This is a genomic window from Vreelandella hamiltonii (genome assembly GCF_014651795.1).
GTDB lineage: Bacteria > Pseudomonadota > Gammaproteobacteria > Pseudomonadales > Halomonadaceae > Vreelandella > Vreelandella hamiltonii.
Window position 1 is genome coordinate 157,636 of the sequence record NZ_BMXO01000004.1, and the last position, 26,637, is coordinate 184,272.

Consider the following 26,637-nt stretch of genomic DNA (forward strand, 5'->3'; position numbering starts at 1 on the left):
CCTTCTCAACCTGCCTATCGACGATGCATAACGTGGCTTTCCACAAGGAGGTATCCATGCAAGCGTTCAATTGCCAGTGCGGCAACCCGCTGTTCTTCGAGAACACCCATTGTGTTGCCTGTGAGTCGGAAGTCGGCTGGTGCCCGGCCTGCAGCAATATCGTTGCCTTGGCCCCTTTGGAAGGCGGCGGATACCGCTGCACCCACGAAGGCTGCGGCACCCTCTTGATGAAGTGCCATAATTACGCGGTAGAGAACGTATGCAACCGCATGGTGATCATGACCGAAGGCGAAGCCGACACGCTGTGCGACTGCTGCCGCTACAACGATGTGATTCCCGACCTGAACGTAGAGGGTCACCGCGAGCGCTGGGCCGCACTGGAAGCTGCCAAGCGTCGTCTGTTCCACACCCTGGAGATTCTCAAGCTCCCCCACGGAACCCAGGGCGATGATATTCGCGTCCCCTTGAGCTTCTCGTTCATGGCCGACGCCCTCCCTGACAAAGGGCTCTGGCGCTCCACGGCGAATCAGGAGAAGGTCTATACCGGCCATGCCAACGGCCATATCACCATCAACGTCAAGGAAGCCGACGACGTCGAGCGTGAGCGACTGCGGGTGGACATGAACGAGTCCCACCGCACCCTGATCGGTCATTTTCGCCATGAGGTGGGGCATTACTACTGGGACTTGTTGGTCAAGGATCAGGATGAGGCCGCCAGCGTCCGAGTGTTTGGCGACCATAACGCCCCCACCTACGGTGATGCGCTGGAAACCTACTATCAGCAAGGCGCGCCGGCCGACTGGCCAACACGGTTCATTTCTGCCTATGCCGCCATGCACCCGTGGGAGGACTTCGCCGAAACCTTTGCGTTTTATCTGGACATGGTGGCCGTGCTGGACACCGCTCTACACATGGGGATTTCACGGGCCGAATATGACGGCACGCTGGACAGCATGTTAAGAGCGTTTCATCAGGTGGGGATGGTCGTCAATGAGCTCAACCGTGATATGGGGCTACTGGACCTGGCACCGGGGGTACTGCCTCCCCCGGTGCGTGACAAGCTGGCGTACCTTCATGAGTTAGTACACAGCGCCAGCGCTAACGCTCGATCTACTTGATCAATCGTTATCATGATCCCCCAGGTGGCCCTGACTTTGTCGCTGGGTCACCTTGGGCACGTTGTCGCTATTCACGAAGTACGTTGCCCTGAGCGTGTCATGGATCGCGGCAAAGCCAATCTGTAGCTCATCCACGAACGCATGCAACTTGCTGGGGGAGTGAGCCAACGCCTGGATATCGGCATCGACCACATCGGCACGCACCAGCGACACCGTGGCGGCCACCCGGTCCTGCCTGGGCAGTAGCTGTAGCTCATGGCCCAGCGTTTCCAGGCTACAGGCAATCGAGCGCGGCAGGTTCGGGTCCTGCAGCAGATAGCGCAGCACATCGGGGCCCCGCACTCTCAGCCGCACTTCCTGACGGTACATTTGATAGGCCGTCAGCGACTTGAGCACGCTCATCCACTGAAGGTTTTCGAACGGCAATAGCTCTTCGGGGTTCTGGGGCAGCAGGCTCGCGGAACGTACGTCCACAATACGCGTGGTCATGTCGGCCCGCTCCAGATGTCTGCCCAACTGGATGAAGGTACGGGCCGGCCCATGGCTCAAGGTGCCTTCGATCAGGCCAGTCAGCGTCTGGCAGCCGCGAATCACGTTCTTCAGGAAGGCATCGCGACGGCGCGGGCTGACACCGTTTTCCGCATGGTCGGCCACGCTCAAATAGAGCTGGTTGACCTCCTCCCAGATCTCCCTGGGCACCACGTCTCGGGTAGTGCGCAGGTTTTCCCGAGCACTGGCCAGCGCCGAAAGAATCGAACTGCCATTCTGCGCATCGGCACACAAAAAATGCACTACGCTACGCTCGTCAAAGCTGGAATGGCGCTCGTTAAACGCATCCAGAGTACCGGTCATTTCGATCAGTGGCGCCCAGCCCAACGGCAGGTGGCGCGGCAGGTCGAGCATCAGGTGGCTATTGACGCTCAGCAGCCGCGCGGTGTCTTCGGCCCGCTCGATGTAGCGCGCCATCCAGTACAGGTTTTCAGCTACGCGTGACAGCATGGCGTTAGACTCCTTCCTGCTCGGCGGCATCAGCCGCGTTCTCATCGACCTCGACGATCCAGGTATCCTTGCTGCCGCCCCCCTGGGACGAGTTGACCACCAGCGACCCCTCCACCAGTGCCACGCGGGTCAAACCACCCGTGGTGACATGGGTTTCGGGGCCGGAGAGAATGAACGGGCGCAGGTCCACATGACGCGGCTGCGGCAAGCCGTTGGCCAGGGTGGGCGTGGTGGAGAGCGCCAGCGTAGGCTGGGCCATGTAGTTGCGCGGGTTCTCCTTGATCAGGCGGGCAAACTCGTCGCGGGTTTCCCTGGTGGAGCGAGGCCCGATCAGCATGCCGTAGCCCCCGGACTCATTGGCAGGCTTCACCACCAGCTCGTCGAGGTGATCCAGTACGTACTTGCGGTCGTCATCGAACATGCACAGGTAGCTGGGCACGTTGGGCAGCAGCGGCTCCTGATCCAGATAGTAGCGAATCAACTCGGGCACGAAGGCGTAGACCACCTTGTCGTCTGCCACGCCTGCCCCTGGCGCATTGGCCAACGCCACCTTGCCCGCCCGCCAGGCGCGCATCAGCCCAGGCACGCCCAGCATCGAATGCGGATTGAAGGCTTCAGGGTCCAGAAACTCGTCATCCACACGACGATAAATGACATCCACCCGTCGCAGCCCCTCCACCGTACGCATGTAGACCACGTCATCGTCGTCCACCAGCATGTCGCTACCCTGCACCAGCTCGACCCCCATCTGCTGGGCAAGATAGGCGTGTTCGAAATAGGCCGAGTTGTAGATGCCGGGGGTCAATACCACGACCTGAGGGTCATCGCCGGGACGGGGAGACATGGCCGCCAGCATGTCATACAGCTGCGCCACGTAGTCGTCTACTGGCAGGATTTTGCCCGACGCAAACAGCTCAGGTAGCACCCGTTTGGTGACGTTGCGGTTTTCCAGCATGTAGGAGACCCCGGAAGGAATCCGCAGATTATCCTCCAGCACGTAGAGTGTGCCATCGCCGCCGCGTACCAAATCAGAGCCACAAATATGCGCCCAGATACCATGGGGCGGGTTAATGCCCACACACTGCGGGCGAAAATTAGCCGACTGAGCAAGCACTTCCGCAGGCAGCACTTTGTCCTTGACCACTTTCTGATCGTGATAAAGATCGTCGATAAAGAGATTGAGTGCTTGGACGCGCTGTTTTAAACCGGCTTCCGTCTTGCGCCACTCATGGGCCGGTATGATCCGGGGCACAATATCGAATGGCCAGGCGCGGTCGATCATTGCCCCTTCGGAATACACGGTAAACGTAATCCCCATGGTACGAATGGCGATTTCCGCAGCGGTTTTTCTTTCCGCTAACTCTTCGGCGCTAAACCGAGCCAGCATATTACAAAGCTCATCGGCAGAAGCTCTGGGTTTACCTGGCGCTTCTAGCAACTCATCGTAAAAATCACGGCACGCATAGTTGTTCCAATTGACTTGGCTCATGGGCGCTCTCCTGGCGCTGGGGTGGAAGCGGCAACTTCCTTGAACAATAGTGTAGGCCTGCCGCGTGCAATCGACGTATTTATTGAGCTATATAACCACGCAATACTCGTACCACCTTTCCCGATATTTCAACGCTATGGCATCCACGTTTGATAAAACGCGGCCACTTTGTAATGCCGCGATACCTTCCCACCCCCTCACTGAACCAAACTTGTGCCTTGACAAAAAAACTCTCGAAAAAAAGCACCAATTTGGTGCAAGATTTAATTAAAAGCGATGCGATCACAATTTTCCACACTTCTTAAACGCCCTTGGGCATATTGCAGCTGCAAAAAAGTTCAACTCCAACGATACTCTTGGGTAAATGTCTTGTTGCGTCGCAGTTCATCAGTAGCTGCGAGAATTTACGCTTTTATTTGAGGGTGGCTCATGACCATTCGCGTTGCCTTGCATCACCGCACAACCTATCGATTTGACCGCCCCGTCAAACTGTCACCCCATGTCGTCCGCCTGCGCCCGGCCCCCCACTGCCGTACTCATATCGATGCCTACTCGCTGAATATTTCAGGGGATGACCACTTTCTGAATTGGCAGCAAGACCCCTTTGGCAACTTTAATGCGCGTATCGTGTTTCCAGAGCCACGCAAGGAACTCACCATTGCCGTCGAGCTGGTGGCCCCCATGACGGTCATCAACCCTTTCGACTTTTTTCTCGACGATGCCGCGCAAAAAATTCCGTTCCATTATTCCGATGAGCTTCTCAAGGAGCTAGGCCCCTATCTGGAAGTCACCGAAGCAGGGCCGCGCCTAAAAGCATGGCTTAAGGAAGTACCTCGGGAGCCCACCACCAGCGTCGATTTTCTGGTGGCGCTCAACCAGCGTCTGCAACAGGACATCAGCTACCTGGTGCGTATGGAGCCCGGCGTACAAAGCTGTGAAGAAACCCTAACTCTGGCCAGTGGTTCCTGCCGCGACAGCGCCTGGTTACTGGTACAGATCCTGCGCCATTTGGGGCTGGCGGCTCGCTTTGTATCCGGCTATCTGATTCAGCTGGCCCCGGACGTCAAAGCGCTGGATGGCCCCAGCGGTACCGAGGTGGACTTTACCGACCTGCATGCCTGGACCGAAGTCTTCCTGCCGGGCGCAGGCTGGGTGGGCCTGGACCCCACCTCCGGCCTGTTCGCTGGTGAAGGGCATATTCCGCTGGCCGCCACCCCCACCACCGGCAGCGCCGCGGCCATTACCGGTTTTTCCGACAAGTGCGAAGTGGAGTTCGATGTCGAGATGCGCGTGGAGCGCATCCATGAAGACCCGCGCGTCACCCGCCCCTACAGCGATCAGCAGTGGCAGGCCATTCTGGCGCTGGGCGACCAGGTGGATGAAGTCCTCCAGCAGCAGGATGTTCGCCTGACCATGGGGGGCGAGCCGACCTTCGTTTCCATCGACGACATGGAGAGCCCCCAGTGGAACACCGAAGCGCTGGGCGAGCACAAGCGTGAGCGCGCCGAGGCGCTGCTGACCCGACTGCAGGAAGCCTACGCGGCCGGTAGCGTCATTCAGCAGCAACAGGGCAAGTGGTACCCTGGCGAACCGCTGCCTCGCTGGGCGCTGGCCTGTTACTGGCGCAAGGATGGCGCGCCCCTGTGGCGCGACCCCAAGTGGCTGGCCAGCACCGAAGGCGCGCCCCACGCCAAGGTCGACAACGCCATGGTAGAGCGCTTCATCCATACGCTGGGCGAACGCCTGGGCGTGGCGCAGCGCCACTGGATTCCCGCCTACGAAGATGCCTACTACTACCTTTGGAAAGAGCAGACCCTACCGGTCAGCGTCGACCCGCGTAATGCCGACCTGAAAGACGATGCCGAACGCCGCCGCCTGGCACGGCTGCTGGAGCAGGACCTGGGCGCCGTCGTGGGCTATGCGCTCCCGTTGCGTCACTCGATTTCCCAGTCTCATCGCTGGGAAAGCGGCCGTTGGCCGCTCAAACGCGATCACCTGTTCCTGGTGCCAGGCGACTCCCCCATGGGCCTGCGTCTGCCGCTGTCGGCGCTCCCCTGGGCCGACCCGGAAGAGCAGCCGCAGCCCCAGTCGCTGTTTGCACCGCGACCTGCGCTGGGCGACATTCACGGGGAAGTGGCGCGCCGCAATGCCGAACAGCATCGCTTCACCAGCGCCGAGCGCCATGGCCAGAGCCTGCACCCCAGCCATAGCCACCCGGAAGGCGAAGCCGTTCAGCAGCAGCCAAGCGCCGCCGACGACCGCGAACACAAGGTGATCCATACCAGCCTGTGCGTCGAGCCTCGTGAGGGCCGCCTGCATGTCTTCCTGCCACCGCTGACTCACCTGGAGCACTACCTCGACCTGTTGAGCAGCATCGAGGAAACCGCCCAGGCGCTGGCTTGCCCGGTCATGATCGAAGGCTACGCGCCGCCCCGGGACCCGCGTCTGTCCAGCTTCCAGATCACCCCGGACCCCGGCGTCATCGAGGTCAACATCATGCCGGCCGACAGCTGGCCAGCGCTGGTCGCCCAGACCGAACGGCTCTACGATGAAGCCCGCCAGGCGCGGCTGGGCACCGAAAAATTCATGGTCGATGGCCGCCATACCGGCACCGGCGGCGGCAACCATGTCACGCTGGGCGGCATGACACCAGAGGACTCCCCGTTTCTACGTCGGCCGGACCTGCTGGCCAGTCTGGTAACCTACTGGCAGCACCACCCAAGCCTGTCGTATCTGTTTTCCGGGCTGTTCATTGGCCCGACCAGCCAAGCCCCGCGGGTGGATGAAGCCCGCCACGAGGCGCTCTACGAGCTGGAAATCGCCCTGCAACAGATGCCCGAAGGCGAGGTCGTTCAGCCCTGGCTGGTGGACCGACTGCTGCGCCACCTGCTCACCGACCTGACCGGCAACACCCACCGCGCCGAGTTCTGTATCGACAAGCTCTACTCACCGGACAGCGACAGCGGCCGGTTGGGGCTGCTGGAGCTGCGCGGCTTTGAAATGCCTCCCCACGCCCGCATGGGCCTGATGCAGACGCTGCTCATCCGCGCCCTAGTGGCGCGCTGCTGGAAGACGCCCTACCGTGCGCGCCCGGTACGCTGGGGCAGTGCCCTGCAGGACCGCTGGATGCTGCCGCACTACCTGTGGGAAGACCTGAACGATGTGCTGCACGACCTGCGCCACCATGGGTTCGATTTCGAGCTGGAGTGGTTTGCGCCGTTCCGGGAGTTCCGCTTCCCGGTGCATGGCCGCTTGCATACTCCCATGCTCTCCATCGAGCTGCGCCAAGCCATCGAGCCCTGGCACGTGCTGGGTGAAGAAGCCACGGCAGGCGGTACCGCCCGCTATGTGGACTCCTCGGTGGAACGCCTGGAAGTGAAGGTCAACGGCATGAGCGGCGACCGCTACGTGGTGACCTGCAATGGCCGCCGGGTACCGCTCTCCCCCACCGGACGCAACGGCGAAGCCGTCGCAGGCGTGCGCTACCGGGCCTGGCAGCCGCCGTCGGCCCTGCACCCCCAGATTCCCGTTCACGCCCCGCTGGTGTTCGATGTCATCGACACCTGGAACCAGCGTTCGGTGGCGGGCTGCACCTATCACGTCGTGCATCCCACGGGGCGCAGTTTCGAGACGTTCCCGGTCAATGCCTTCGAAGCCGAAGCCAGACGCCTGGGCCGCTTTAGCGACAGTGGCCACGGCCATGGCTACCAGGCGCCCATGCCAGAAGCCCTCAGTCAGGAACTGCCGTGTACCCTTGACCTACGCTGGAGCCCGCGCCGATGAGGTAGTAATGCTTTCCTATCGGCGCTAGCTGCAGGATAATCCGCCCCTTACTCGCTCAGGACTCTCAGGATCATGACTGCCCCTGTCTCTCCCTCACTGCTTGAGCTCGGCGCTGCCGGGCTCATCGAGGACTACTTGAATCAGCTAGGCAAGGGACAGCCCGGCACGTTTGATGCGATGCTCGACCGTCAGGGCCAACTGCGCCCCGGCTGGCAGGGCCTGCTTGGCGCTCTGGAAAGCCTGGGTGCCGAGGGCCGCTATCAGCAGCATGAAGAGCTTCAGCGGCTGCTGGCCGAGAACGGCGTCATCTTCAATATGCACGATGACACCCAGGGGCGCGCCTGGCGGCTGGACCCGCTTCCCTGGGTCATCGACCAGGCGCAATGGCAAGCGCTGGAAATCGGCCTGACCCAGCGTACGCGGCTATTCAATGCGCTGTATGACGACCTGTACGGCCCGCGCACGCTATTCGATGCGGGCCTGCTGCCCACCCAGGCGCTGCTGGCCTCGCCCCACTTCCTGCTGCCCTGCCACGGCTCTCAGCCCAGTGACCGCCCTGCGATCAGTTTTCACGGCATCGACGTCATCCAGGATGCCGAAGGCCAATGGCGCGTTATTGGCGACCGGCTGCAAGCGCCTTCCGGCACCGGTTTCACGCTGGAAAACCGTATTCTCATGGCCCGCGCGCTGCCTGAAATGTACCGCAACGCGCCGCTGAAGCGCCTGGCGGGTTTCCTGGATAAATACCACCGCACGCTGACCGCACTGGCCTACCAGCACCGCGACAACCCGACCGTGGTGCTGTTGACCCCGGGGCCGGGCAGCCCTCGCTATTTCGAGCATGCCTACCTGGCCAACTACCTGAACATCGACCTGGCGGAAGGTCAGGACATGGTCGTGCGCGACAGCCAGCTCTGGTTACGTACCCTGGGCGGCCTGCAGCCGGTGGACGTGGTGCTGCGCCACTGCGACGACGCCTACTGCGACCCGCTGGAACTACGCGGTGACTCCCAGCTGGGCGTCCCGGGCCTACTGCAAGCCGCTCGGGCCAGCGGCGTAGCCATGTCGAATGCGCTAGGCGTAGGCGCTTTGGAGCTGCCGGAGCTGGCTGACTACCTGCCAGCACTCTGCCAGCACCTGCTGGGGGAAGCACTGCTACTGCCCAGCGCCAATGCCCAGACGCCTTCTGCCACGGCCCCCCTGTTCGACCCGCACATGCAGCGGCTGTCGCCCACCACCCTGAACCTGCGCTGTTTCGTTTCCAGAGCCCCGGGCAGCGTCGCGACCCGCAGCCAACAGCCCAGCGATTATCACGTCATGCCGGGGGGGCTTGCCTGGGTGGGCACCCCCGGCTCGCCGTCGCTCAGCAGCCCCATCGTCAAGGACGTCTGGGTGACCGCCAACACGCCCCAGCCTCACGTCAGTCAACTGCGTCAGGCACGCGGTCCCGTGGTGGCTACCCGCGATGGCACCGACCTGCCCAGCCGGGTAGCGGAAAGCCTGTTCTGGCTGGGTCGCTACGGCGAACGGCTGGATGCCCGTGCCCGTTTGCTACGCGAAGCCTTGATGCGTCTGATGGAGTACGACCAGGACGAAATTGCCGACCAGCTACTGGACGAGCTGCTGCTGGCGCTGGAAATCACTACCTTGAACGGCGACGGCGAAGGCGCCAAACCCCCGCTGGTGGGCTTTGCCCAAAAACGCACGGCGCTGCTGGCCCAGTTCGACGAGCAAGACGCTCAGGCCCTCAAGCCGCTGTTTGCTCATTTGCTACGTAACGCTCGAAGCGTGCGTGACCATCTGGGCGACGACTCCTGGCGGGTGGTGCATCAGCTACGCCAGCGAGTGGATACGTTCAGCCCCAGCCTGGGCGCCAGCGCGGCGCGGCGCGCCTGTGAAGGATTATCGGCGCAAATTGCCGCTTTCTTTGGGCTGTGCAACGAAACCATGCCCCATCACTACGGCTGGCGGTTCATGGACATCGGGCGCTTTCTGGACCGCGTGCTTGGGCTGCTATCGCTGCTCAAGCTGACCCTGAACGCGCCCCATTCGCCGGGGCTGGCGCTCTGGGAAGTCGTGTTGGCCACCACGGACAACTTCACCGCCTATCGTCGCCGCTACCGCAGCGAGCTGCACCCCGAGGCCATTCTCGACCTGCTGCTGTTCGACGAGACCAACCCTCGCTCGGTGGGCTACATGCTCAAGCGCCTGGAGCGGCAGATGGATCGCCTACCCGGCAGCTCGTCGCCCTACCGCAACGCCGAACGGCGGCTGCTGATCCAGGCCAATGCCGCCCTGCACCTGGCCGACATCGACCGCCTGAGCCACCTGGCCGACACGCCCGATGCCCAGGCCGCGTTGGAACAGCTGCTGGATGAGCTGATTGCGCCGCTCAGCGCCCTCTCGGACGCCATCAGCCACAGTCATTTCAGCCATGTAGAGCGACCGCGCCAACTTGTCAGCATGGAGCCCGACGAATGAATTACACCCTGCGGCACACCACGCGCTACCACTACAGCGCGCCCGTGACCCTGTGCCACAGCGAGGCGCGCGTGCTGCCTCGCAAGACGCAGCACCAGCAGTGCGGGGCCTCCGAGCTGACCATCAGCCCCATGCCTCACGTGCAGGCAGAGCGGCGGGACGTGTTTGGCAATCGGGTACTTTACTTCGCCATGGAAGAGGTGCACCAGACGCTGGACGTGACGGTCGTCACGCCTTTGAACACTCAACCTCTGGGGCCGCTGCCTGCCAGTTCGCCCAGCTGGGAAAGCGTGGCAGCGCAACTGCGCCAGGACAGCCGTTTCGACATGCAGCTGTATCGGCTGGATTCGCCATTCATCCGCCGCAACGATGAGCTGGCCGACTTTGCCCGCAGCTGTTTCACGCCCGGCCGCCCGCTGGTGGAAGCCGCCATGGCCCTCAACCAGACCATCTACGATACCTTCGAATACGACCCCAGCTTCACCACCCTAGCCACGCCACTGAGTGACGTACTGGCCAACCGCCGGGGTGTCTGCCAGGACTTTGCCCACCTGGCCATTGGCGCGCTGCGCTCGGTGGGCCTGCCTGCCCGCTATGTCAGCGGCTATCTGGAAACCCAGCCTCCCCCCGGCCAGCCCCGCCTGATTGGCGCCGATGCTTCCCATGCCTGGCTGGCCGTGTGGATCCCCGATTGGGGCTGGCTAGCCCTGGACCCGACCAACGGTACGCTGGCCGGTGAACAGCACCCGGTGCTGGCCTGGGGGCGCGACTACGCCGATGTGGCCCCCCTGAAAGGGGTCATGAACGGCGGCGGTGAGCACCAGCTCGAAGTGGAAGTGGATGTCATGCCGCTCACCGAGCACAGCGTCGCCTGAACCGCCTGCGCTGGCCGTCAGCGGCACGCCAGCAAGTCAGCGCTGAATCAGGCCATTGGTCAGCCACGGCTGCCAGGCCAGCAGCACCAGCGTGGCCAATGTGGCCAGCAGGAACGGCAGCAAGGCGCGGAAAATTTTCAGCGGCGGCGCGCCGGTCATGGAGGAGGCGATGAACAGCCCCGCTCCCACTGGCGGGGTCAGTAGCCCCATCACCAGCGTCAGGCACACCACCACGCCAAACTGATATGGGCTGATCGCAAACTGACTCTGCGCAATGGGCATCAGAATGGGCACCACCAGGATCAGTGCGGCAATGCCATCGATGATCATGCCCACCAGCAGCAGCGCCGCAATCACCAGCAGCAGGAACACGAAAGGATCACTGGTCAGCGCAGCAATCCACGCGGCGGCCATCTGCGGCAAGCGCTCGTATACCACCACCCAGCCAAACACCCCGGCGGCGGCAATCAGCATGATCACCAGCCCTGCATTCATGGCCGTACGTGCCAACACCTGCGGGAGCTGCCCCAGGCGCAGGTCGCCATACACCCAGCGCCCCATCAGCAGGGCCGCCAGCGATGCCAGGGCAGCCGACTCCGTGGGCGTCGCAATGCCCAGCAGAATGCCGCCAATGATGATCACCGGAATCAGCAGCGCGGGCAGCCCCCAGAACGCGTCGTGAAGCGCCTGCTGGCGGCTGGGCCACTCCCCCTTGGGGTACTGCTGGACCAGCCCCACCAGCGCAATGACCACGAAAAAGCTGGCCCCTAACAGCAGTCCGGGCAGCAGTCCGGCAATGAACATTTCGGCGATCGGCACCTGCGCCATGACGCCAAACAGTACGAACAGCATCGAGGGCGGAATGATCGGCGATAGCAAACCACCGGCGGCGGTAATCGCGGCGCTGTAGGGCTTGTCATACCCCTCCTGCTCCATGGCGGGCACCATGGCCCGCGACATGATGGCGATTTGCGACGCCGCAGAGCCAATGATCGCCGCCATCATCATGTTGGCCACCAGGTTGATATATGCCAGCCCACCGCGAAACCCGCCCACCAGCAGCCGCGCCAGGGCGATCAGCCGTTTGGTCAGGCCGCCTTCGTTCATCAGCTCGCCCGCCAGCATGAACAGCGGAATGGCCAGCAGTCCGTAACTCTCGATGGCGCTGAACAGCTGCTGAGGGTACGAATCGAACAGCACCGCATTGCCCGATGCCTGGATATACCACATGGCCGTGAGCGCCAGCACCAGCGCAATCGGCACCGCTCCCAGCAGCAGAATCAGAAATACCACAACGGTCATGTGCGTTCCCTCAGCCCCTGAACGGATTGCAGCAGGTTGGCCACGCCGTGCAGGCTGAGCGACAGCGCAAACCAGGGCACGATCAGCCACGCCCAGAATTTCTTGATGCCCAGCGTGGAGGTGTTTTCGGCGTAGATGAAATTGAAGGTCTGGCCCTGGAAGGCGCGCACATCGAACCCGGCCTGGGCCAACGCCCAGGGTTGATACCAGCGCCAGCAGAGCCACGCCAACAGCAGCGCAAACAGCAGCACCATGGCGTCCACCGCCAAGGTAATGGCACGCTGACCCGTGGCGGGCAACAGATCGCTGAGCAGCGTCACGGCAATGCCCTGTCGGCGCTTCAAGACCGCCCCGGCAATCAAAAACGTCATCCAGATCATGGCGTAGATGGCCAGTTCACTGACCCAGTAAAGCGGATTGCCCAGCGCCCGAAAGGCAATGTTGGCGAGGATGAGACACGTGACCGCCGCTGCCAGGGCAGCGGCGGTCATCTCTTCGTAACGGGCAAGCCTGAGGGAGAGGCGTTGCAGCATGATCATCGAAAGCCTCTGGTTCAGCGCTACTCGTCGCGCAAGCGGTCAGCTTCCGCCCGCAGGGTTTCCAGCATCGGAGCCTTGGGTGCCCAGATGCCCTCCCACTGAGCAATGGCATCGGCAAAGAACTCGGCATCCGCTTCCACGATGTTGATATCCAGGGCGCGAATTTCCTCTTCCTGGGCGGCGTCCATGGCTTCGAAGCCGCTCAGCACATTGTCGAGATGCTCGGCCATGGCGGTTTCGAACAGCTCGCGATCCTGTTCCGACAGCTCACGCCACACGCGCCCCGATACCACGCCGACCATGGGGAACATCATATGGTTGGAGATCAGCAGGTTTTGCGCCTGCTCATGAAATTTCAGGATCAGGATGGAATCGAAATCCATGTCGATGGCATCGACCTGCCCGTTGGCCAGGGCATCGTAGACTTCCAGCAGCGGCATGGGCGCAGGCGCGGCTCCGGTGGCCGTGTAGAAATCACGGATTGGCTCGAAGGGCGTGATGCGCAGGCGCTGGCCGCGAAAATCAGCGGCGCTCTCGATGGGACTGCGGCTGAGTACTTGACGCATACCGACCATGCCATACCCCAGCCCTACCAGGCCCACGCCTTCCGGCATCAGCTCGAGCAGCTCGGCGGCCGCTTCGGAGCGCAGCAGGCGCGCGGCATGGTTGACGTCATCCACCAGGTAGGGCGCATACAGCGCACCAAAATCCGGTATCCGGTTAGAGATTTCGGCGATGGTCAAAAATGCCATGTCCAGGGCACCGGTCTGCAGCTGCTGCACCATTTGCGCTTCATTGCCTAGCTGCTGGGCAGGAAAAACGCTTACGCTGTGCTCGCCGTTCGAGCGTTCGTGCACGGTTTGCGCAAAGGCTTCGGCTTCCGTCGACCAGAGGTGCTGGGCGGGCGTGATCAGCCCCAAGCGAAAGTCCCGCGCCTGGGCGCTCAGGGAAATGACGGCCAAAGCAGCCGCCGCACAGGCCAGTGTCAGCGTTTTGAATCGTTTCATGCAAAGCCTCTCGGGATCCCAGCGGCAAGACCAGCGTCTTGCGTTATTTTCGTTAGCGCCTTGAGAATACCCCAGCTACTTCGTTGATAACACCCGTGCTTTTGGTATCCCGCTTGACGCTCCGGCGCAAAAGACAGGATGATAGGCGTTCTTTTGACCTCCTCCCCTCCCTCAGCTTGCGCTGCCGTCTGACGATGGAAAGGAAGGGGATTCCCTGGTTGTTGCCTTCCAGGTTCCTGCTTCGCAGCCCGTTGCCCCTGGTGATAGCACCTCAGGTCTTACACAAGCTCCACAGGCTTAACCTCCCGTGAGCCCCACGGTAGTTTTCTCATGCTGGCGAAGCTTGTCAGCCCCGGCCAGAATGGCTTTGCCCGATTGCAGTATGTTGCGGGCAGCGTTTACGTCGCGGTCAATGCCTTGGGTGCCACAGCCAGGGCAGTCCCAGGTGCGGACGTTCAGTGGCATCTTCTCGGTGATATGACCACAGTGAAAACAACGCTTCGAGCTGGGATACCACTTGTCGATCTGGACGAAATCACGCCCGTATCGTTCGGCCTTGTACGTCAGTTGTTGGGTGAGCTGATGCCAGCCCACATCGCTGATGGCCCTGGCCAGTGAGCGGTTTTTGACCATGTTCTTGATTTGCAAACTCTCGGCAGCAATGACTTGGTTCTCGTGAATAAGCTGCGTGGAAAGTTTGTGGGTGGCGTCACGACGCTGGTCGGCCAGCCTGGCATGCACCCTGGCGACCCGATGCCGCGCTTTGGCGCGGTTCTGCGATCCTTTCTGTTTACGCGACAGGTTCCGTTGCGCCCGTGCCAGCTTACGCTCAGTGCGCCGCAAAAAACGCGGGTTGGGGATTTTGTCGCCGTCACTGGTGATGACGCGGTGCGTCAGCCCCAGATCAATGCCGACCATTTTGGGGGTGACCGGCAGTGGTGTGGCCGCTTCCTCCACCAAAAAACTGACATGGTAACGGCCAGCGGTGTCACAGCTCACCGTGATACTGCTCGGCGTGCCGGAAAAAGACCGGCTCCAGCGGATAGCCAGCGGGTCTTTTTGCTTGGCCAGCCACAGTTTGCCGTCGCGCCAGCGAAAGCCGTTGGCCATGTAAGTGGCCGATTGCTTGCGCTGCTTCTTCTTGAAGGTGGGATACCGCGCCTGGCCTTTGAAGAAGTTGCTGAAGGCCCGATCCAGATGCCGGAGCGACTGTTGCAAGCAGACGTTGGACACCTCGGCCAGGAAGGCGGTGTCCGGCTCTTTCTTGAGGCTGGTGAGCGCTTTGGCCGTGGCGTTGTAGCCCATGCGCTCCTGACGCTCGAACCAGGCATCGGTGCGCTGGCGTAGGAAGTGGTTGTAGACGTACCGCACACAGCCAAACGTCCGGGCAAGCTGATCGGCTTGCTCAGGCGTAGGATAAAAACGATAACGGTAGGCGCGGTGTACGGTCATCATGACTTGAATCTAGCGCGGTAAATATAGCCTGTCAACCAGGAGGCGCTGCGCGCCTCGCGCTATCCTTCCCCGGCCTGGAAGGCCGAGGTTTGACGCGCAATTTGATCAGGACGAAGCCATGCCGCCCCACTCCGCACACCGCGCGCTACCGTTTTCCACCAACTGCATACACTTGATCCCGATGAGAGGGCGCTGGACACGCCGTTTCACAAAGCGCTCGACGAGCCCTTGAGAGCGGGCGACACGCTGCAGCTGGACGGCATGACGCTGAGCGTCGAAGGAATTCTGGGGGAGCGCGTTACCACCGTGGCGCTACAGCTGGCCACGCAGCCACCGGAAACTTGAGAGCAGCGCCCCCATGGCGTCACACCGCCATGGGGGCTTTGACATCGCGCTTCAGGCGGCTTCGTAAGCGGCCTTGAGACGATAGAACTCAGCCACGATGGCCGCCATCTCGCTGTCGTCGTAGTTGCACAGGCCGCTGACCACCAGTTTCTTGGAGCCCACGCCCACGGGCTGGCCAGAGGACTGAATGGAGAACTCCAGCAGCGCATCGGCACGCTTGCCCTGGACTTCGAGAGACGACTGGGTCAAGGCGAGATCCGGTGACAGCGCATCCAGCCGGTCCAGACAGAAGCCCATGCTGTCGTAGATCACCAGCGGGCGCTTGGGGTTGAACATCACCCCGTGCTGCTCCATCAAGGGCTTCAGATAGTGTGGAAAATTCTTGCCCGAGAAGGCCACGTAGCAACGCGCGAAGGCTTCCACGGCCGCTTCGTCACGGGTGACTTCCCCTCGGCGTACCACCTGCAAATAGCACTTTCCGCTATCGTCGCAGACGTGGATATCGCCGTTGTCGGCTTCGCTAAACTTGAGCGGTGTATCAGCGCCTACCATATTGGTGAAGCGAAATTCCATTTGTCGCGACAGCCCGAACTTCACCAGTACCAGTGTGAACAACAAGTCGCCGGGCACGCAGAAACGCCGTGCGTCCGGGTTGTGAATCGGGTTGTAATCGCCGGCCACGCCCTTGGCGAAGCGGCTGGCCTGCTCGGCGGAGATCACCACGTACTCTCCGCGCTGCGCGTAAAAATCCTTGAACATGGCTTTGCTGCCTGCCTAGCGTTGAAATCGAAAACCCATAACTGCCCCACGTCGCGCATAATGCCATAAAACACGCGCCAACAGGAGTCATCTGCCAGGATGCTTGTATGACCAACGAGACGCCCCCCACGCCGCGCCGCCGTTCCCCCTTGATCTACGCCTTGGTGGCCGTGATCCTGGTTGCTCTAGTGTGGCTGGCGGGCAGCTACTGGCTGCTCAATAGCCAGTGGCTGCCGCGCCAGATCTCCACCATCGACGGCGTAGAGGTGCGCTGGTCGAGTGCCCAGAGCCTGCACCCCGGCCGCTGGGAGGTCGAAAACCTCTATCTGGCCCGGGACGATGCCGCCCTGCCCCTCTCGGTAGAAGCCGAACGGGCCACCTTGTCGCTCTCGCTACTGGCCCTGCTGCGTGGCGAACTCTACCTTCACGCCCTGAATGCCGACGGCATTCGCCGCCTGACGGTTGGCGATCTGGCGCTGGAGGCCGAAGGCCAGCTGCAGGTCATGGATACCCAGCTTAGTCAGGATCGGCTGACCTTGCCGCATGTGTCGCTGGACATTACCCAGGGCAGCCTGGTGCGGCTCAGTGATCAGACCACCTTGATCCAACAGATCGACCTGCGCAGTACGGCGTCGCTGGCCGAGACCGCTACCCAGGCATTACGGGGGGAGGCCCTCGAAGAAGCGCTCTTGAGCGCCCTGGATGCGCGGCTGTCGCTGACCGCCCAGGCCGATGCCTGGGACGTGTTCATGCCCTACCTGGAAGCGTTGCCGTGGCTCAACCTGGCGGGCCGCGGTGAGCTGCAGGGTGAGCTTGCGCTGGTGGCAGGCGAACTGCAGCCCGACAGCGAGCTGGTACTGACCGCGCCCGTCCTGGAGCTTGCGCTGGATGAGCAGCGCCTGGCGCGCCGCGATGAAGCACGCCGCTGGCTGCTCGCAGATGCCTCGCCCCCACGCCACACCGCCACCGGCGAAGGCCAGGTACGCCTTGCGGTGGAAGAGCAGCAGCTGCGCTTTTCCACCCGTCTGGCACAGGTGACACTGGCAGAAGCCACACCTTCCGACACCCGCCCCTATGCCACCGATACCCAACTGACCCTGGCCACCGAGCTTCCCAACCAGCGCCTGGACCAGTTGGCGCTACCTACCCATGCCACGCTGGCCCTCTCAGGCCAGGTCACTAGGCTGGACATGCTGGACCGCTACCTGGCCACCACGCTGGAAGGCCAGGGCATCAGGCTCACTGGCGAGGGGAGTATCGATGCCCGGCTTGCCCTGCGCGATGCACGCCCCTACCAAGCCGAGCTGGCCATCGAGGCCCCAGCACTGGGTGCAGCGCTGTTGGACTTCACCACCCAGGGCCAAGGTACCCTGAATGCGCAATTAAACGAAGATGAGCAGCTGCACGCCACGCTGGCACTGCGTGATGCCGAGCTGTATCACCAGACGCGCCAACTGATGGCCAACGCGCAGCTGACCCTGGACGCCACCAGCCCCCTCGACCCCGAACAGGCCAGGCAGCACGCCACGGCACGGCTGAGCTGGGCAGAAGCCACGCTCCCCGACCTGGGCGTACTGCAACCTTACCTGGCAGGCCTGCTGCCCTCTCCCACCCCGTTGACACTACAGCGCGGCAGCGCCACCAGCCGGGGACAACTGGAGTTCGACACACAGGCCGTGCAGGGTGAGCTGCACCTGGCAGGCAATCAGCTGACCACCGGCTGGCAGCGGGGCGATCAGCGCGGCACCCTGGTCAGCAACGCGCAGTTGCAGCTGACGATACGCCAGGCCGCGCTGGACGGCACGGCGCTGGATATCAGTGGCTCACGGCTGCGCTGGCAGGTGGCCGACGAGCACGCCCTGGAGGAGCCACTGGAGAGCATCATCGTGCTTCGTGATGGGCAGTTTCAGCGCCGGGCAGGCGTGCCCAGCGGGCAGTTCCGCGTCGACGGCAGCGTTCAACGGCTCAGTTTTCTCAACGCTTTTTTACCGGATGCCCATGGCATCAGCCTCTCGGGCGAAGGCCAGCTCTTCTTGCAGGGGGCGTTTCGTGACGACCAGTTCCAGGCCCCCACACGCCTGAGGGTCAACGCCAATGAGCTGGCCGTGACCTTTCTGGACTATCTCGCCACAGGGCGTGGAGAGCTGACCGCGCAGCTGGACAGCTCCGAACAGGCGCGGCTTTCACTCGGCATTCCCCAGTTTGCCCTGAGCCATCAGGACGACGGTCGCCCTCATCTTCAAGGCCGCCACCTGGCGCTGACCACCCAGACAGACCGCTTCAGTGAGATGCTGGAAGCCGCCGCCCCGGAGCACTTCGTGACCCGCATCGTGCTGCCCATCACCGAAGTGCCGGACATGACCCGCTACAACCGTTTTCTTCCTGACGATGCCGGGGTGGAGCTGCTCTCCGGCCACGCCAGCCTGAGCAGCGAATGGCTGCTGGAAGGGCTGCAGGCACAAGGGGAGATTACCCTGCGCGCTTTCGAGACCGAGCTGGCCCTGCTGGACCAGCGGCTGCGTGGGGATATCGCAATGCAGCTACGGCTCACCGACGGCGACCTCGATGCTCGCCGTTTCACCGCCAGCGACTCCTATGTGCGGCTGGAGAACATGTTCCGCCAAAGCGAGGAAGGGGCTCAGGACGCGGGCTGGTGGGTGCAGCTCGACCTACAGCAGGCACGGTTGGTGTGGGGCGACCCGCTGCAGCTGACCAGCCAGCTGCGCTTGGGGATGCGCGACTCCGGCTTGTTGGCGCGACTTTTTTTAGCCCGCGCCCGAGAGCGCGACTGGCTGGGTCGGCTGCTCGACGTGCAACCCATCGAGGGCAGCGCTGAACTGAACATCGACGGCGAACAGATTCGGCTGGCCAACCTGGCGCTGACAGGTGGCCCCCTGTTGCTACTGTCGGACATCACCCTGGCCCATCAGCAGGCCAATGGCGCGCTGTATGCCCGCCTGGGGGCGCTGGGTATCGGCGTCGAGCTGGTGGAGAGCGAGCCAACCCTGCGCGTCATTCAGCCTCGGCGCTGGTTCGATCAATGGCGCGCCACCCAACGCCCATAAGTACCGGCAGGCGCTTAGCGACGACGACGCTCGCGGCGAATCATGCGCACCCGCTCCTTGGCCTTCTGGGGCGTCGAGAGCGAGGTGGTGTGTGGCTCTGTCGTGTCGTCGGCTTCGTCGTGTTTGGGCGGCACGGTCACCCAGGCAAACACCGGCAGCGCCAGGTGCCAGTGAATCGCCGCCAAGCGCAGCCCCAGGGTGACACTCAAGGCAGCCGCAATGGCAAGCGTCAGCGGTGCCTGCAAGGATTGGAGCACCACATAGACGATCCCGCCCGCCATGGCGGCGGTGGCATAGATCTCTTCGCGCAGCACCATGGGCACCCGCTGGGCCAACACGTCACGAATCATGCCTCCCGCCACGCCGGTCATCATGCCCATGAGTACCGCCACCACCCCCGACGTGCCCAGCAGCAGCGCCTTGTGGGTACCGATCACGGTAAACAGCGCCAGGCCGAAGGCATCCGCGATGGGTAAAAACCCCCGAGACAGACGATGGATATAGTGAAATCCCACCAACGACACGCCCACCGTGGCGAGGATGACCCACAGATACGTGGGGTCGGTGACCCAGAACACCGGCCGGACACCCAGCACCAGATCCCTCAAGGTGCCGCCGCCGATCCCGGTCACCGCCGCCAGCACCAGCATGCCAAACGGGTCCATCCGCGAACGGCAGGCCAAAATGACTCCCGACAGGGCAAACACGATCACCCCCGCCAAATCCAACCCGTAAATTACCCCCGACACGCGGCGCTCCTTTGATGCAACCCTGAAGAGGCGGGCAGAATATCACTGTTGCGGCCGGTGCGTAGCGGATTATGCGGGCAAGGTGACGTTAATGTTCCTGACGCTCGAGCCACTCGCGCAGAAACGCAATTTCACTCTCTTGAGCCGCGATAATCTCCTCGGCGAGCTGGCGAATCTCTGGGTCATCGCCATATTCGAGCACGATCTCGGCCATCGCAATGGCGCCTTCATGGTGCGGAATCATGCCCTTGGCAAAGTCCACGTCGGGGTCTCCGCTGAAGGCCATGTTCATATCTTCATGCATACGGTCATTGGCCGCCTGAAAAGCGGCGACGGCCGGATTCTCTGAAGGTGATGCGGCCTGCCCATGGGCGTCGCTGTCTGATGAGTGATGATGCGCATGGCTGAGCGGCGCGATCAGCGCCCCTGCGAGCATCATGGCACCTACCCAGTACGGCCTGCGCATGGCGGGTAGAAGGCTCTGGGTGACACTTTGGCAAACGTTGGACATCAGTGTGCTCCTCAATGGCTGATTGGCTTTGCCTGCCTCTGTCAGGCAGGACGCTATCGTCACGATAGATTAAAAGTCTAAAACCTTGGGGCAGCACAGAGGTCAAGAGGCCTAAGGTCTAGGGTCTCCCCATTTTCCGGCGTGTCATCGGCATAGTCCTCCTGAGGAGGTGAACAAGTCTGGTATTCGTGCCTCGGCGTCTGGCGCTCTTCTCCAGAGGGGATAGAAAACACTTCGGCCTTGAGCAAACAGCCGTTGCCAGCCCCGCTGCAGGCTATAGAACGGGAATATCAGCCGGCGGTGTCGCTTCTGACGTTGCGCGTGCCGCACCAACTCCGGCGCTCGGTCCTGATAGGCCGCAAGCAGTGTCATTTCCAACAATTGTTGCGACTAAACAATAATTGCTGCGACAATCTCTATGTTGAGTTTACATAGAGTGCGCCTTTGTGACCGTTTCTCTTAAACAATCCAGAACCTTTAGCTTCCATGATGGCACCCTAAAAAACGAGGCAGAGCGCTTGGTCGTTTGGTGGTACGGGCCTATATTTAAGAACAATCGCTTACGAAGCGTCCCTAAAATCCATATCTTCTTAAGAACCATCGACCATGAAAATAACTTAGGAGGCGTGATGAGACGTGAGACTGTCTTAACGCATCTTGGGCTATTGAGAATAGGGTCAGTATGGGAAAAGGGCGTGAGTAGCTCGCGTATTGCCTACGAGGAAAGAAAATTCTCCGTTTCTTTTTCTCCAGGCGGCTGGCGAATTGTCACCTTAGATGATTTACGACAATCAGGACGAAGCCTCTATACCGCTTTTCATGACTCGAACTACTTACCCCAGAAAAATCAGCACAAAACATACCTGATTGAATTTGACCTTCCAGATGGCAAACACTTGCTCATCCCTTGCACAGAATTTTTTATTCGCGTTTACGGCCGATCTTCTGAAATCAAGCGAGTGCTCGCCACTTACCCTTGGGAAGAAGTCAAAAAACGTCTTTATCGACAGCTTGATGCGCCTGCATCCCCAGGTACGTGGCCTGTCAAATTTACCTATCATGTTCATAAACACGATGCCATTTTGCTCGCGCATATGTTGTACGATCCGTATGCCAAGCGCGCTGCAAAATATATATATTCACAATTTGAAACCAGCTCCACGCCAGATGAGATGCTTTTAAAAGCCACCCCATGGTTTCAAGGCAGCGGGGAAATCTCTGTTTCTGGCGTTCCAATTGATGGTGGCAACACATTCCTAGGCTTGCAGATATTAGGCTGTACGCAGCCCGATGGTGCCACGATCCACCGCGAAAGAGAGAAGTCAACGACAGTACCAGCCACCGATGGCGATGATGCTCCCACTCAATTTCCCTATCATCAGCTTCAAGACATCCCCGATGTCATTGACCTGACGGATGATGAAGAGCCCGACCATGGCTCTTCTTGGCTAGACCTTCCTGAGGACGAATTCGTTATTTTAGGTAAGCCTCGCGCCGTCTTGGATAAACGATATACTCGAAAAAATGTGCCCGATACACGAGGCGTCCCCGTTCCGGGTGACGAAACTATTTTCTCCACTGGGGAGCCGCATGGATCAGGAAAAGGGGTCGGACAGGCCTCTATTCATGCTCCTATTACACTGGAATCACAGGGCTTTCTACGTGATATGTGGAATGCGCTTCTCTATTTGCAATCGGCCTATCCCGAAACGATTCGTGGCGTTAGCTGGTTTACCTTTGAAGACGGCTTTAGCACTTCCCCCGACCCTCGGTTGATCAGCCTCGAACCTTTCGAAATAGACGAGGAGGTGGAAACGTCAGTCGCTAATTGGGTTTACATTGATACTCAGACCAAGGTACCTCGCGGGGTGCTCGTCGTTCGGGTGCATCTGTTAGATCAAACGCTCTATCTCATGGAGATCCAACGACGCCCTCCAAAACCCAGAGCTGGCGGTAGCGAGGAGGCATCCAAGCCTCCTTCCTATAAAGGTTTAGTCTTCACGCTGAGCCACCAAGGCAGCTTCGAGCAGTGGTTACGCCAAGTGCTGTCTAACGTGCGGCACGTAGAAGGTGTTGTCCAAAAACTAGTTGGTCACTGCCCAGGATTCGCCGATACGTTCAAGCACCCTAAATCCAAAAAGGAACAGATACCCTGCGAAGCCTCTGTGTTAAATGCTTTTAGCAAGGTCAGTATTGGTCGCAGTGACTTAGCATAGGTACTATTTGCCACCTTTATGAGTAGCGGTGTCTGTTTTGTCGCTAAGAGCAACCTGTACACCCCGTGTGCAGGTTGCTCTTCTGACGAAGAGCCGATACGGCCATCCCTTCAGTGGCGGGCGAGGATCTTCGCTGCGATGGGCGAAGTGATCATTTGAATCACGGCAAAAAAAGCGGCTGGAATCGCGATCTCTGATGGCAAGCCGGAAACAGCGACAAACGCTGCAGCGATGCTGAATTCCTTTTTACTGACCGTGAAAAGATAGGTAATCACCTCTTTGCGATCAGAGGTGAGTAACCGTGAGGACATACCTACCAGGTACCCAATCAAATTGAGGCACAGGGCCGCGCCCGCAATCACAAACGCATACCAGCCATAGCCAATGATCGTGGTGGCATTCGGCCCGACCACGGCGAGTAGGATCAGCAGATACAGAATCGACCCTATCCCTGCATACGCTGAATCATGCCGTGCAAAGAAAGCCGAGAACCTTGTACGCAAGCTGACCCCAATCACGGTAGGAAGAAGCACGATTAGTGTTAATTCAAGAATAATTGATCCAAGCGGCACGTCTAACTGAAGGCCGGTGAGCCATAAAAACAGGAAGGGAACAATAAACGGACATAACGCGGTGTTGACTGCGTTGAAAACAGCGGCAAGCGCCACATTGCCTTTCGCCATCAGTACCAAAAGAGGAGAAGACACATCTGTCGGCAGCGTGCCGAGCAAGGTTTGGCCAGCAGCCAGCGGGCCGCTTCCAAAAAATAGACGGCCCGTTAGCCACCCGGCAATCGACATAGGCCCATAGACCAGCCCCAATGCCAACAACTGCCGTGACGGCTTTCGGAACACGATGCGCACTGCATGCGCATCGAATGTGAGGCTGATAATCAACATCAGTAATGCCAGTAATGGCCCAATCGCGAACTTAAGCATTATTCCGGTGGCCGGAAAGAGTAAGCCTCCCCCCGCGACGACGATTACAAACCAGACAAGGTGCGCCTCGACAAAATAAATGAATCTACCCATGGTGGATTGGACGTTACCGGTTGAAGTGGATTGAGCCCCGCACCTAAAACATGATCACCTTCGGCCCAGCACACAAAGGCTCCTTGGTAGCTAGGGACGTGCTTCCCAATCCAGCGATGCAAATAGATAATGCTCAAGGGTTGAAGCTTTAGGCTAGAGGTTTTATAGTACCAAGAACAGATAATTCGAGAGAAGGTAACAGATGGGACATCATCATGATCATCCCCACATTGATCCTGCCTCTGGCGACCGGCGCGTCAGCATCTCCATTTGGGCCAATGGGCTCTTAACCATCGCTCAAATCGTCGGTGGCATTATGGCGGGGAGCCTATCGCTGATCGCTGATGCGTTACATAACTTTTCTGACATGGCAGCATTAGTCATTGCCTTTGCTGCTCGTAAAATCGCCAGACGGCCTGCCGATGCGCATATGACCTTTGGCTATGGCCGCATCGAGATAGTGGCAGCACTCATCAATTACACCACCCTCATTATTGTCGGTGTCTACCTGATTTACGAAGGCGCTATGCGGATGGTCGATCCCCCTGAGATAGAGGGATGGACGATCGTGATTATTGGTGGCGTCGCGCTCGTCGTCGATGCCCTTACCGCCATGCTCACGTGGTCAATGCAAAAAGAGAGTGTCAATATCCGCGCCCTTTTTCTGCATAACTTATCGGATGCGTTTGCCTCCATCGCCGTGATTATCGGTGGTTCGCTTATTTTACTGTACGACATGCGCTGGGTGGACCCCGCGATCACGATAGGGATTGCGCTATATATTCTTTACCTAGCCTTCTCTGAAATTGGCGGCCCTATCCGTACGCTAATGCTGGGATCTCCCCCGGACATTGACGGGCAGGCAGTCGTTGAGACCGTACGAGATATCGAGGGAGTCCAGGATATTCACCATGTGCATCTATGGCAGATGCAGGAAAACATGGCAGCCCTTGACTGCCACGTGGTTCTGACAGAAACCGGCTGGCAGCAGCTTGAATCCGTCAAAGCAGAGATCAAGGAGCAGCTTAAAATGCGCTTCAGTATTGCTCATTCCAGCCTAGAGTTTGAGCATAGTGACCACGCGCATCAAAATGCCAATCTATATGGGCACGAGTGATAGACCGAGGCCGACTCCCGGCTCAGGTAGGTAGCGAGCGGCTTACTCCCATAGCGATTGGCTTATTTTTCAACCCTACTTTTCCACCCCATCGTTGAGAAAGAGAGAGAAACATGTTCAAAAAAGCGTCTTTTATATTGGCCGGTACGTTAATGCTGACCGCTGCGATCGTCGCCGTATCGAAACCTGCCCTCTTAGATATGCAAGCTCAGGCAGCAAAGGAGAGCAGTGTCCAGGCAGAGGACTCCTTGGTGCGCTCACACTCCCCCATCTTGGGACGAGAAGACGCGCCGGTGACGATTGTGGAATTCTTCGATCCGGCTTGCGAAGCCTGCCGTGCTTTCTATCCCCTGACAAAAAGTATTCTGGAAACCTACCCAGAAAAAGTGCGGCTCATCGTGCGCTACACTCCTTTCCACGGCGACGTATCGGACAAGGCCATTCGGGTATTAGAAGTTGCTCGTCGTCAGGGCGTCTTTGAACCGGTACTGGAGAGGCTGCTGGCTCGCCAGGATCAATGGGCTTCACATGGCAGTTTTGATGAATCCGCTATCCTCGATATCGCGAGCCAAGGAGGCCTTGATTTAGCGGCTGCCGAAGAGCAACTGACTTCTGCTGAGGTGCAGGCGGTGATTGACCAAGACATGGCGGATGTCAGAGCCAATCAGATTCGCCAAACACCTACCTTTTTTGTCAATGGCGAGCCTTTAGACCCCTTTGGTATGCAAGAGCTGATTGATGCCGTTGAGAGTGAAGTAGCGGAGATCTCTGGGGAAGAGGATGGCCAGTGATGCAGCGCTGGTGGTTACTAGGCTTTGTGGGCTTTTACCCCTTGCTAGCCGAAGCCAATTGGCAAACGCATCTGTCATTGCCTCCGTCTGAACTTAGCCCTGTCAAGTTACAGGCGGCTAGCGAGCAAGAAGGCACATTACCGCTCGATAGCGTTGATACCCTAACCTTTGGGCGTGATGTCGTCATTGATACCACCCTCTACGAGGCCTTGGCAGCAGAAGGTGTCCCAACGCGTTTCGCCACTAAACTGGAAACACTGCTCAGCGAGTTTATCGCAGCGCCGCTGGAGTTTTCTGGCAGTGAACGTATTCAATTAGTGTGGGAGGAAGATCGACGCCAGGACGGCGCCCGTGTTGGGCCACCACGCCTCAGTTATGCCGCTCTGCCTGATCAGGCAGAGCCCTTGGAGGTCATATGGCCGGTCACCCAAAAGGGGGACGTAGCTCTTTTCAAAAGCGACACCCTGCTAGGCACGTTGCGGTTGCCCGTGCTTAGTGCCCGCTTAACGTCTCGCTTTGGGAATCGGCGACATCCTGTGTATGGAGGGATGCGTCCTCATAATGGAATTGACTTGGCTGCGCCGACAGGAACGCCGGTCATTGCCACCGCACCTGGGCGCGTATTCTTTATGGGTCGCCAAGGGGGATATGGGCAGGTGATCGAGGTGGAGCACGACACAGGGGCCATTAGTCGCTACACACACCTTAGCCGATTCTCCCCACAGCTAGTGGTTGGGGATTTAGTCAATGCGGGAGAGTCGCTCGGAGAGGTAGGTTCCTCCGGGGTCGCCACGGGCCCCAACCTGCATTACGAAGTGAGAGTCAATAACCAGCCTGTTGATCCCCTTGGTCAAGGTCAACGCATCATGTTGGGTGAGCAGCCGACTCAAGGTGAATATCAAGCGTCACTTTACGAGGCAAGAGATCGCTTGGAACAAGCTATCGGCACGGCGTCCATTTATGACTTGATCTCGTTTAACGAGCCGTAACCACCCGTGCTTAGCA

19 protein-coding genes are annotated in these 26,637 nt (G+C 60.0%); 9 read left to right on the top strand and 10 right to left on the bottom strand.

The window, feature by feature from the left end; all coding sequences use genetic code 11:
• Positions 1 to 56: 56 nt before the first annotated feature.
• Positions 57 to 1,118 (top strand): zinc-binding metallopeptidase family protein, encoded by a 1,062-nt coding sequence (locus tag IE061_RS06540; protein WP_081135172.1) that lies wholly within the window; start codon positions 57 to 59, stop codon positions 1,116 to 1,118.
• Here IE061_RS06540 and IE061_RS06545 read toward each other — a convergent pair whose 3' ends face one another.
• Together IE061_RS06545 and IE061_RS06550 are read right to left on the bottom strand one after the other, a co-directional pair.
• Positions 1,119 to 2,117, bottom strand: a complete 999-nt coding sequence (locus IE061_RS06545; RefSeq protein ID WP_016916450.1) for an alpha-E domain-containing protein — start codon at positions 2,115 to 2,117, stop codon at positions 1,119 to 1,121.
• 4 nt (positions 2,118 to 2,121) lie between these two features.
• Positions 2,122 to 3,606, bottom strand: a complete 1,485-nt coding sequence (locus tag IE061_RS06550) for a circularly permuted type 2 ATP-grasp protein (RefSeq protein ID WP_081135171.1) — start codon at positions 3,604 to 3,606, stop codon at positions 2,122 to 2,124.
• A gap of 429 nt (positions 3,607 to 4,035) precedes the next feature.
• On the opposite strand from IE061_RS06550, the gene IE061_RS06555 reads away from it, so the two are divergent.
• The 3 genes from IE061_RS06555 (at position 4,036) to IE061_RS06565 (ending at position 10,745) form a co-directional block, all read left to right on the top strand.
• A complete protein-coding gene (locus IE061_RS06555; RefSeq protein WP_193461277.1) occupies positions 4,036 to 7,389 on the top strand; it encodes a transglutaminase family protein in 3,354 nt (1,117 codons plus the stop codon).
• A gap of 72 nt (positions 7,390 to 7,461) precedes the next feature.
• Positions 7,462 to 9,870: a circularly permuted type 2 ATP-grasp protein gene (locus IE061_RS06560; RefSeq protein WP_016916447.1), complete on the top strand. Its 2,409-nt coding sequence runs from the start codon at positions 7,462 to 7,464 to the stop codon at positions 9,868 to 9,870.
• Complete coding sequence (locus IE061_RS06565; protein ID WP_189462646.1) at positions 9,867 to 10,745, top strand: transglutaminase family protein; 879 nt, start codon at positions 9,867 to 9,869, stop codon at positions 10,743 to 10,745. The genes IE061_RS06560 and IE061_RS06565 overlap by 4 nt, the downstream gene beginning before the upstream one ends.
• A gap of 36 nt (positions 10,746 to 10,781) precedes the next feature.
• Here the strand turns inward: IE061_RS06565 and IE061_RS06570 are convergent, their stop codons facing one another.
• The 5 genes from IE061_RS06570 to IE061_RS06590 all read right to left on the bottom strand — a co-directional run bounded on the left by IE061_RS06570 (position 10,782) and on the right by IE061_RS06590 (position 16,152).
• Positions 10,782 to 12,047 carry a TRAP transporter large permease gene (locus tag IE061_RS06570; protein WP_016916445.1) on the bottom strand — a complete coding sequence of 422 codons (1,266 nt, stop codon included), beginning with the start codon at positions 12,045 to 12,047 and terminating at the stop codon, positions 10,782 to 10,784.
• On the bottom strand, positions 12,044 to 12,586 hold the full coding sequence (locus IE061_RS06575) for a TRAP transporter small permease (protein ID WP_016916444.1): 543 nt from the start codon (positions 12,584 to 12,586) through the stop codon (positions 12,044 to 12,046). The genes IE061_RS06570 and IE061_RS06575 overlap by 4 nt, the downstream gene beginning before the upstream one ends.
• Before the next feature lie 20 nt (positions 12,587 to 12,606).
• Positions 12,607 to 13,593, bottom strand: a complete 987-nt coding sequence (locus IE061_RS06580; RefSeq protein ID WP_193461278.1) for a TRAP transporter substrate-binding protein — start codon at positions 13,591 to 13,593, stop codon at positions 12,607 to 12,609.
• Between the two features lie 297 nt (positions 13,594 to 13,890).
• On the bottom strand, positions 13,891 to 15,048 hold the full coding sequence (locus IE061_RS06585) for an RNA-guided endonuclease TnpB family protein (RefSeq protein WP_016916442.1): 1,158 nt from the start codon (positions 15,046 to 15,048) through the stop codon (positions 13,891 to 13,893).
• A 396-nt stretch (positions 15,049 to 15,444) separates the two neighbouring features.
• Positions 15,445 to 16,152 (bottom strand): DUF3581 family protein, encoded by a 708-nt coding sequence (locus IE061_RS06590; protein ID WP_016916440.1) that lies wholly within the window; start codon positions 16,150 to 16,152, stop codon positions 15,445 to 15,447.
• 107 nt (positions 16,153 to 16,259) lie between these two features.
• Between IE061_RS06590 and IE061_RS06595 the strand changes: the two genes are divergently transcribed.
• Positions 16,260 to 19,217: a translocation/assembly module TamB domain-containing protein gene (locus tag IE061_RS06595; protein WP_193461279.1), complete on the top strand. Its 2,958-nt coding sequence runs from the start codon at positions 16,260 to 16,262 to the stop codon at positions 19,215 to 19,217.
• 14 nt (positions 19,218 to 19,231) lie between these two features.
• Here the strand turns inward: IE061_RS06595 and IE061_RS06600 are convergent, their stop codons facing one another.
• Both IE061_RS06600 and copM read right to left on the bottom strand, forming a co-directional pair.
• Positions 19,232 to 19,966, bottom strand: coding sequence for a trimeric intracellular cation channel family protein (locus tag IE061_RS06600; RefSeq protein ID WP_016916438.1), 735 nt, complete (start codon positions 19,964 to 19,966; stop codon positions 19,232 to 19,234).
• A gap of 88 nt (positions 19,967 to 20,054) precedes the next feature.
• On the bottom strand, positions 20,055 to 20,477 hold the full coding sequence (gene copM / locus IE061_RS06605) for a CopM family metallochaperone (RefSeq protein WP_016916437.1): 423 nt from the start codon (positions 20,475 to 20,477) through the stop codon (positions 20,055 to 20,057).
• A 446-nt stretch (positions 20,478 to 20,923) separates the two neighbouring features.
• On the opposite strand from copM, the gene IE061_RS06610 reads away from it, so the two are divergent.
• Positions 20,924 to 22,693, top strand: coding sequence for a hypothetical protein (locus IE061_RS06610; RefSeq protein ID WP_156808548.1), 1,770 nt, complete (start codon positions 20,924 to 20,926; stop codon positions 22,691 to 22,693).
• A 110-nt stretch (positions 22,694 to 22,803) separates the two neighbouring features.
• On the opposite strand, the gene IE061_RS06615 is transcribed toward IE061_RS06610, so the two are convergent.
• Complete coding sequence (locus tag IE061_RS06615) at positions 22,804 to 23,724, bottom strand: bile acid:sodium symporter family protein (RefSeq protein ID WP_016916433.1); 921 nt, start codon at positions 23,722 to 23,724, stop codon at positions 22,804 to 22,806.
• A 202-nt stretch (positions 23,725 to 23,926) separates the two neighbouring features.
• Between IE061_RS06615 and IE061_RS06620 the strand changes: the two genes are divergently transcribed.
• The 3 genes from IE061_RS06620 (at position 23,927) to IE061_RS06630 (ending at position 26,621) form a co-directional block, all read left to right on the top strand.
• Positions 23,927 to 24,841, top strand: a complete 915-nt coding sequence (locus IE061_RS06620; protein ID WP_016916432.1) for a cation diffusion facilitator family transporter — start codon at positions 23,927 to 23,929, stop codon at positions 24,839 to 24,841.
• Between the two features lie 113 nt (positions 24,842 to 24,954).
• Complete coding sequence (locus tag IE061_RS06625) at positions 24,955 to 25,632, top strand: DsbA family protein (RefSeq protein ID WP_016916431.1); 678 nt, start codon at positions 24,955 to 24,957, stop codon at positions 25,630 to 25,632.
• A complete protein-coding gene (locus IE061_RS06630; protein WP_016916430.1) occupies positions 25,632 to 26,621 on the top strand; it encodes a M23 family metallopeptidase in 990 nt (329 codons plus the stop codon). Before IE061_RS06625 ends, IE061_RS06630 begins: the two co-directional genes overlap by 1 nt.
• Positions 26,622 to 26,637: the final 16 nt, after the last annotated feature.

What these genes read in the sequence shown, in the direction of transcription:
- IE061_RS06565 (WP_189462646.1), top strand. Translation starts at nt 9,867, where the DNA reads ATGAATTACACCCTGCGGCACACCACGCGCTACCACTACAGCGCGCCC.
- IE061_RS06570 (WP_016916445.1), bottom strand. Translation starts at nt 12,047, where the DNA reads ATGACCGTTGTGGTATTTCTGATTCTGCTGCTGGGAGCGGTGCCGATT.
- IE061_RS06620 (WP_016916432.1), top strand. Translation starts at nt 23,927, where the DNA reads ATGGGACATCATCATGATCATCCCCACATTGATCCTGCCTCTGGCGAC.
- IE061_RS06615 (WP_016916433.1), bottom strand. Translation starts at nt 23,724, where the DNA reads ATGGGTAGATTCATTTATTTTGTCGAGGCGCACCTTGTCTGGTTTGTA.
- IE061_RS06585 (WP_016916442.1), bottom strand. Translation starts at nt 15,048, where the DNA reads ATGATGACCGTACACCGCGCCTACCGTTATCGTTTTTATCCTACGCCT.
- IE061_RS06560 (WP_016916447.1), top strand. Translation starts at nt 7,462, where the DNA reads ATGACTGCCCCTGTCTCTCCCTCACTGCTTGAGCTCGGCGCTGCCGGG.
- copM (WP_016916437.1), bottom strand. Translation starts at nt 20,477, where the DNA reads ATGTCCAACGTTTGCCAAAGTGTCACCCAGAGCCTTCTACCCGCCATG.
- IE061_RS06555 (WP_193461277.1), top strand. Translation starts at nt 4,036, where the DNA reads ATGACCATTCGCGTTGCCTTGCATCACCGCACAACCTATCGATTTGAC.
- IE061_RS06625 (WP_016916431.1), top strand. Translation starts at nt 24,955, where the DNA reads ATGTTCAAAAAAGCGTCTTTTATATTGGCCGGTACGTTAATGCTGACC.
- IE061_RS06630 (WP_016916430.1), top strand. Translation starts at nt 25,632, where the DNA reads ATGCAGCGCTGGTGGTTACTAGGCTTTGTGGGCTTTTACCCCTTGCTA.
- IE061_RS06540 (WP_081135172.1), top strand. Translation starts at nt 57, where the DNA reads ATGCAAGCGTTCAATTGCCAGTGCGGCAACCCGCTGTTCTTCGAGAAC.
- IE061_RS06550 (WP_081135171.1), bottom strand. Translation starts at nt 3,606, where the DNA reads ATGAGCCAAGTCAATTGGAACAACTATGCGTGCCGTGATTTTTACGAT.
- IE061_RS06545 (WP_016916450.1), bottom strand. Translation starts at nt 2,117, where the DNA reads ATGCTGTCACGCGTAGCTGAAAACCTGTACTGGATGGCGCGCTACATC.
- IE061_RS06575 (WP_016916444.1), bottom strand. Translation starts at nt 12,586, where the DNA reads ATGATCATGCTGCAACGCCTCTCCCTCAGGCTTGCCCGTTACGAAGAG.
- IE061_RS06580 (WP_193461278.1), bottom strand. Translation starts at nt 13,593, where the DNA reads ATGAAACGATTCAAAACGCTGACACTGGCCTGTGCGGCGGCTGCTTTG.
- IE061_RS06590 (WP_016916440.1), bottom strand. Translation starts at nt 16,152, where the DNA reads ATGTTCAAGGATTTTTACGCGCAGCGCGGAGAGTACGTGGTGATCTCC.
- IE061_RS06595 (WP_193461279.1), top strand. Translation starts at nt 16,260, where the DNA reads ATGACCAACGAGACGCCCCCCACGCCGCGCCGCCGTTCCCCCTTGATC.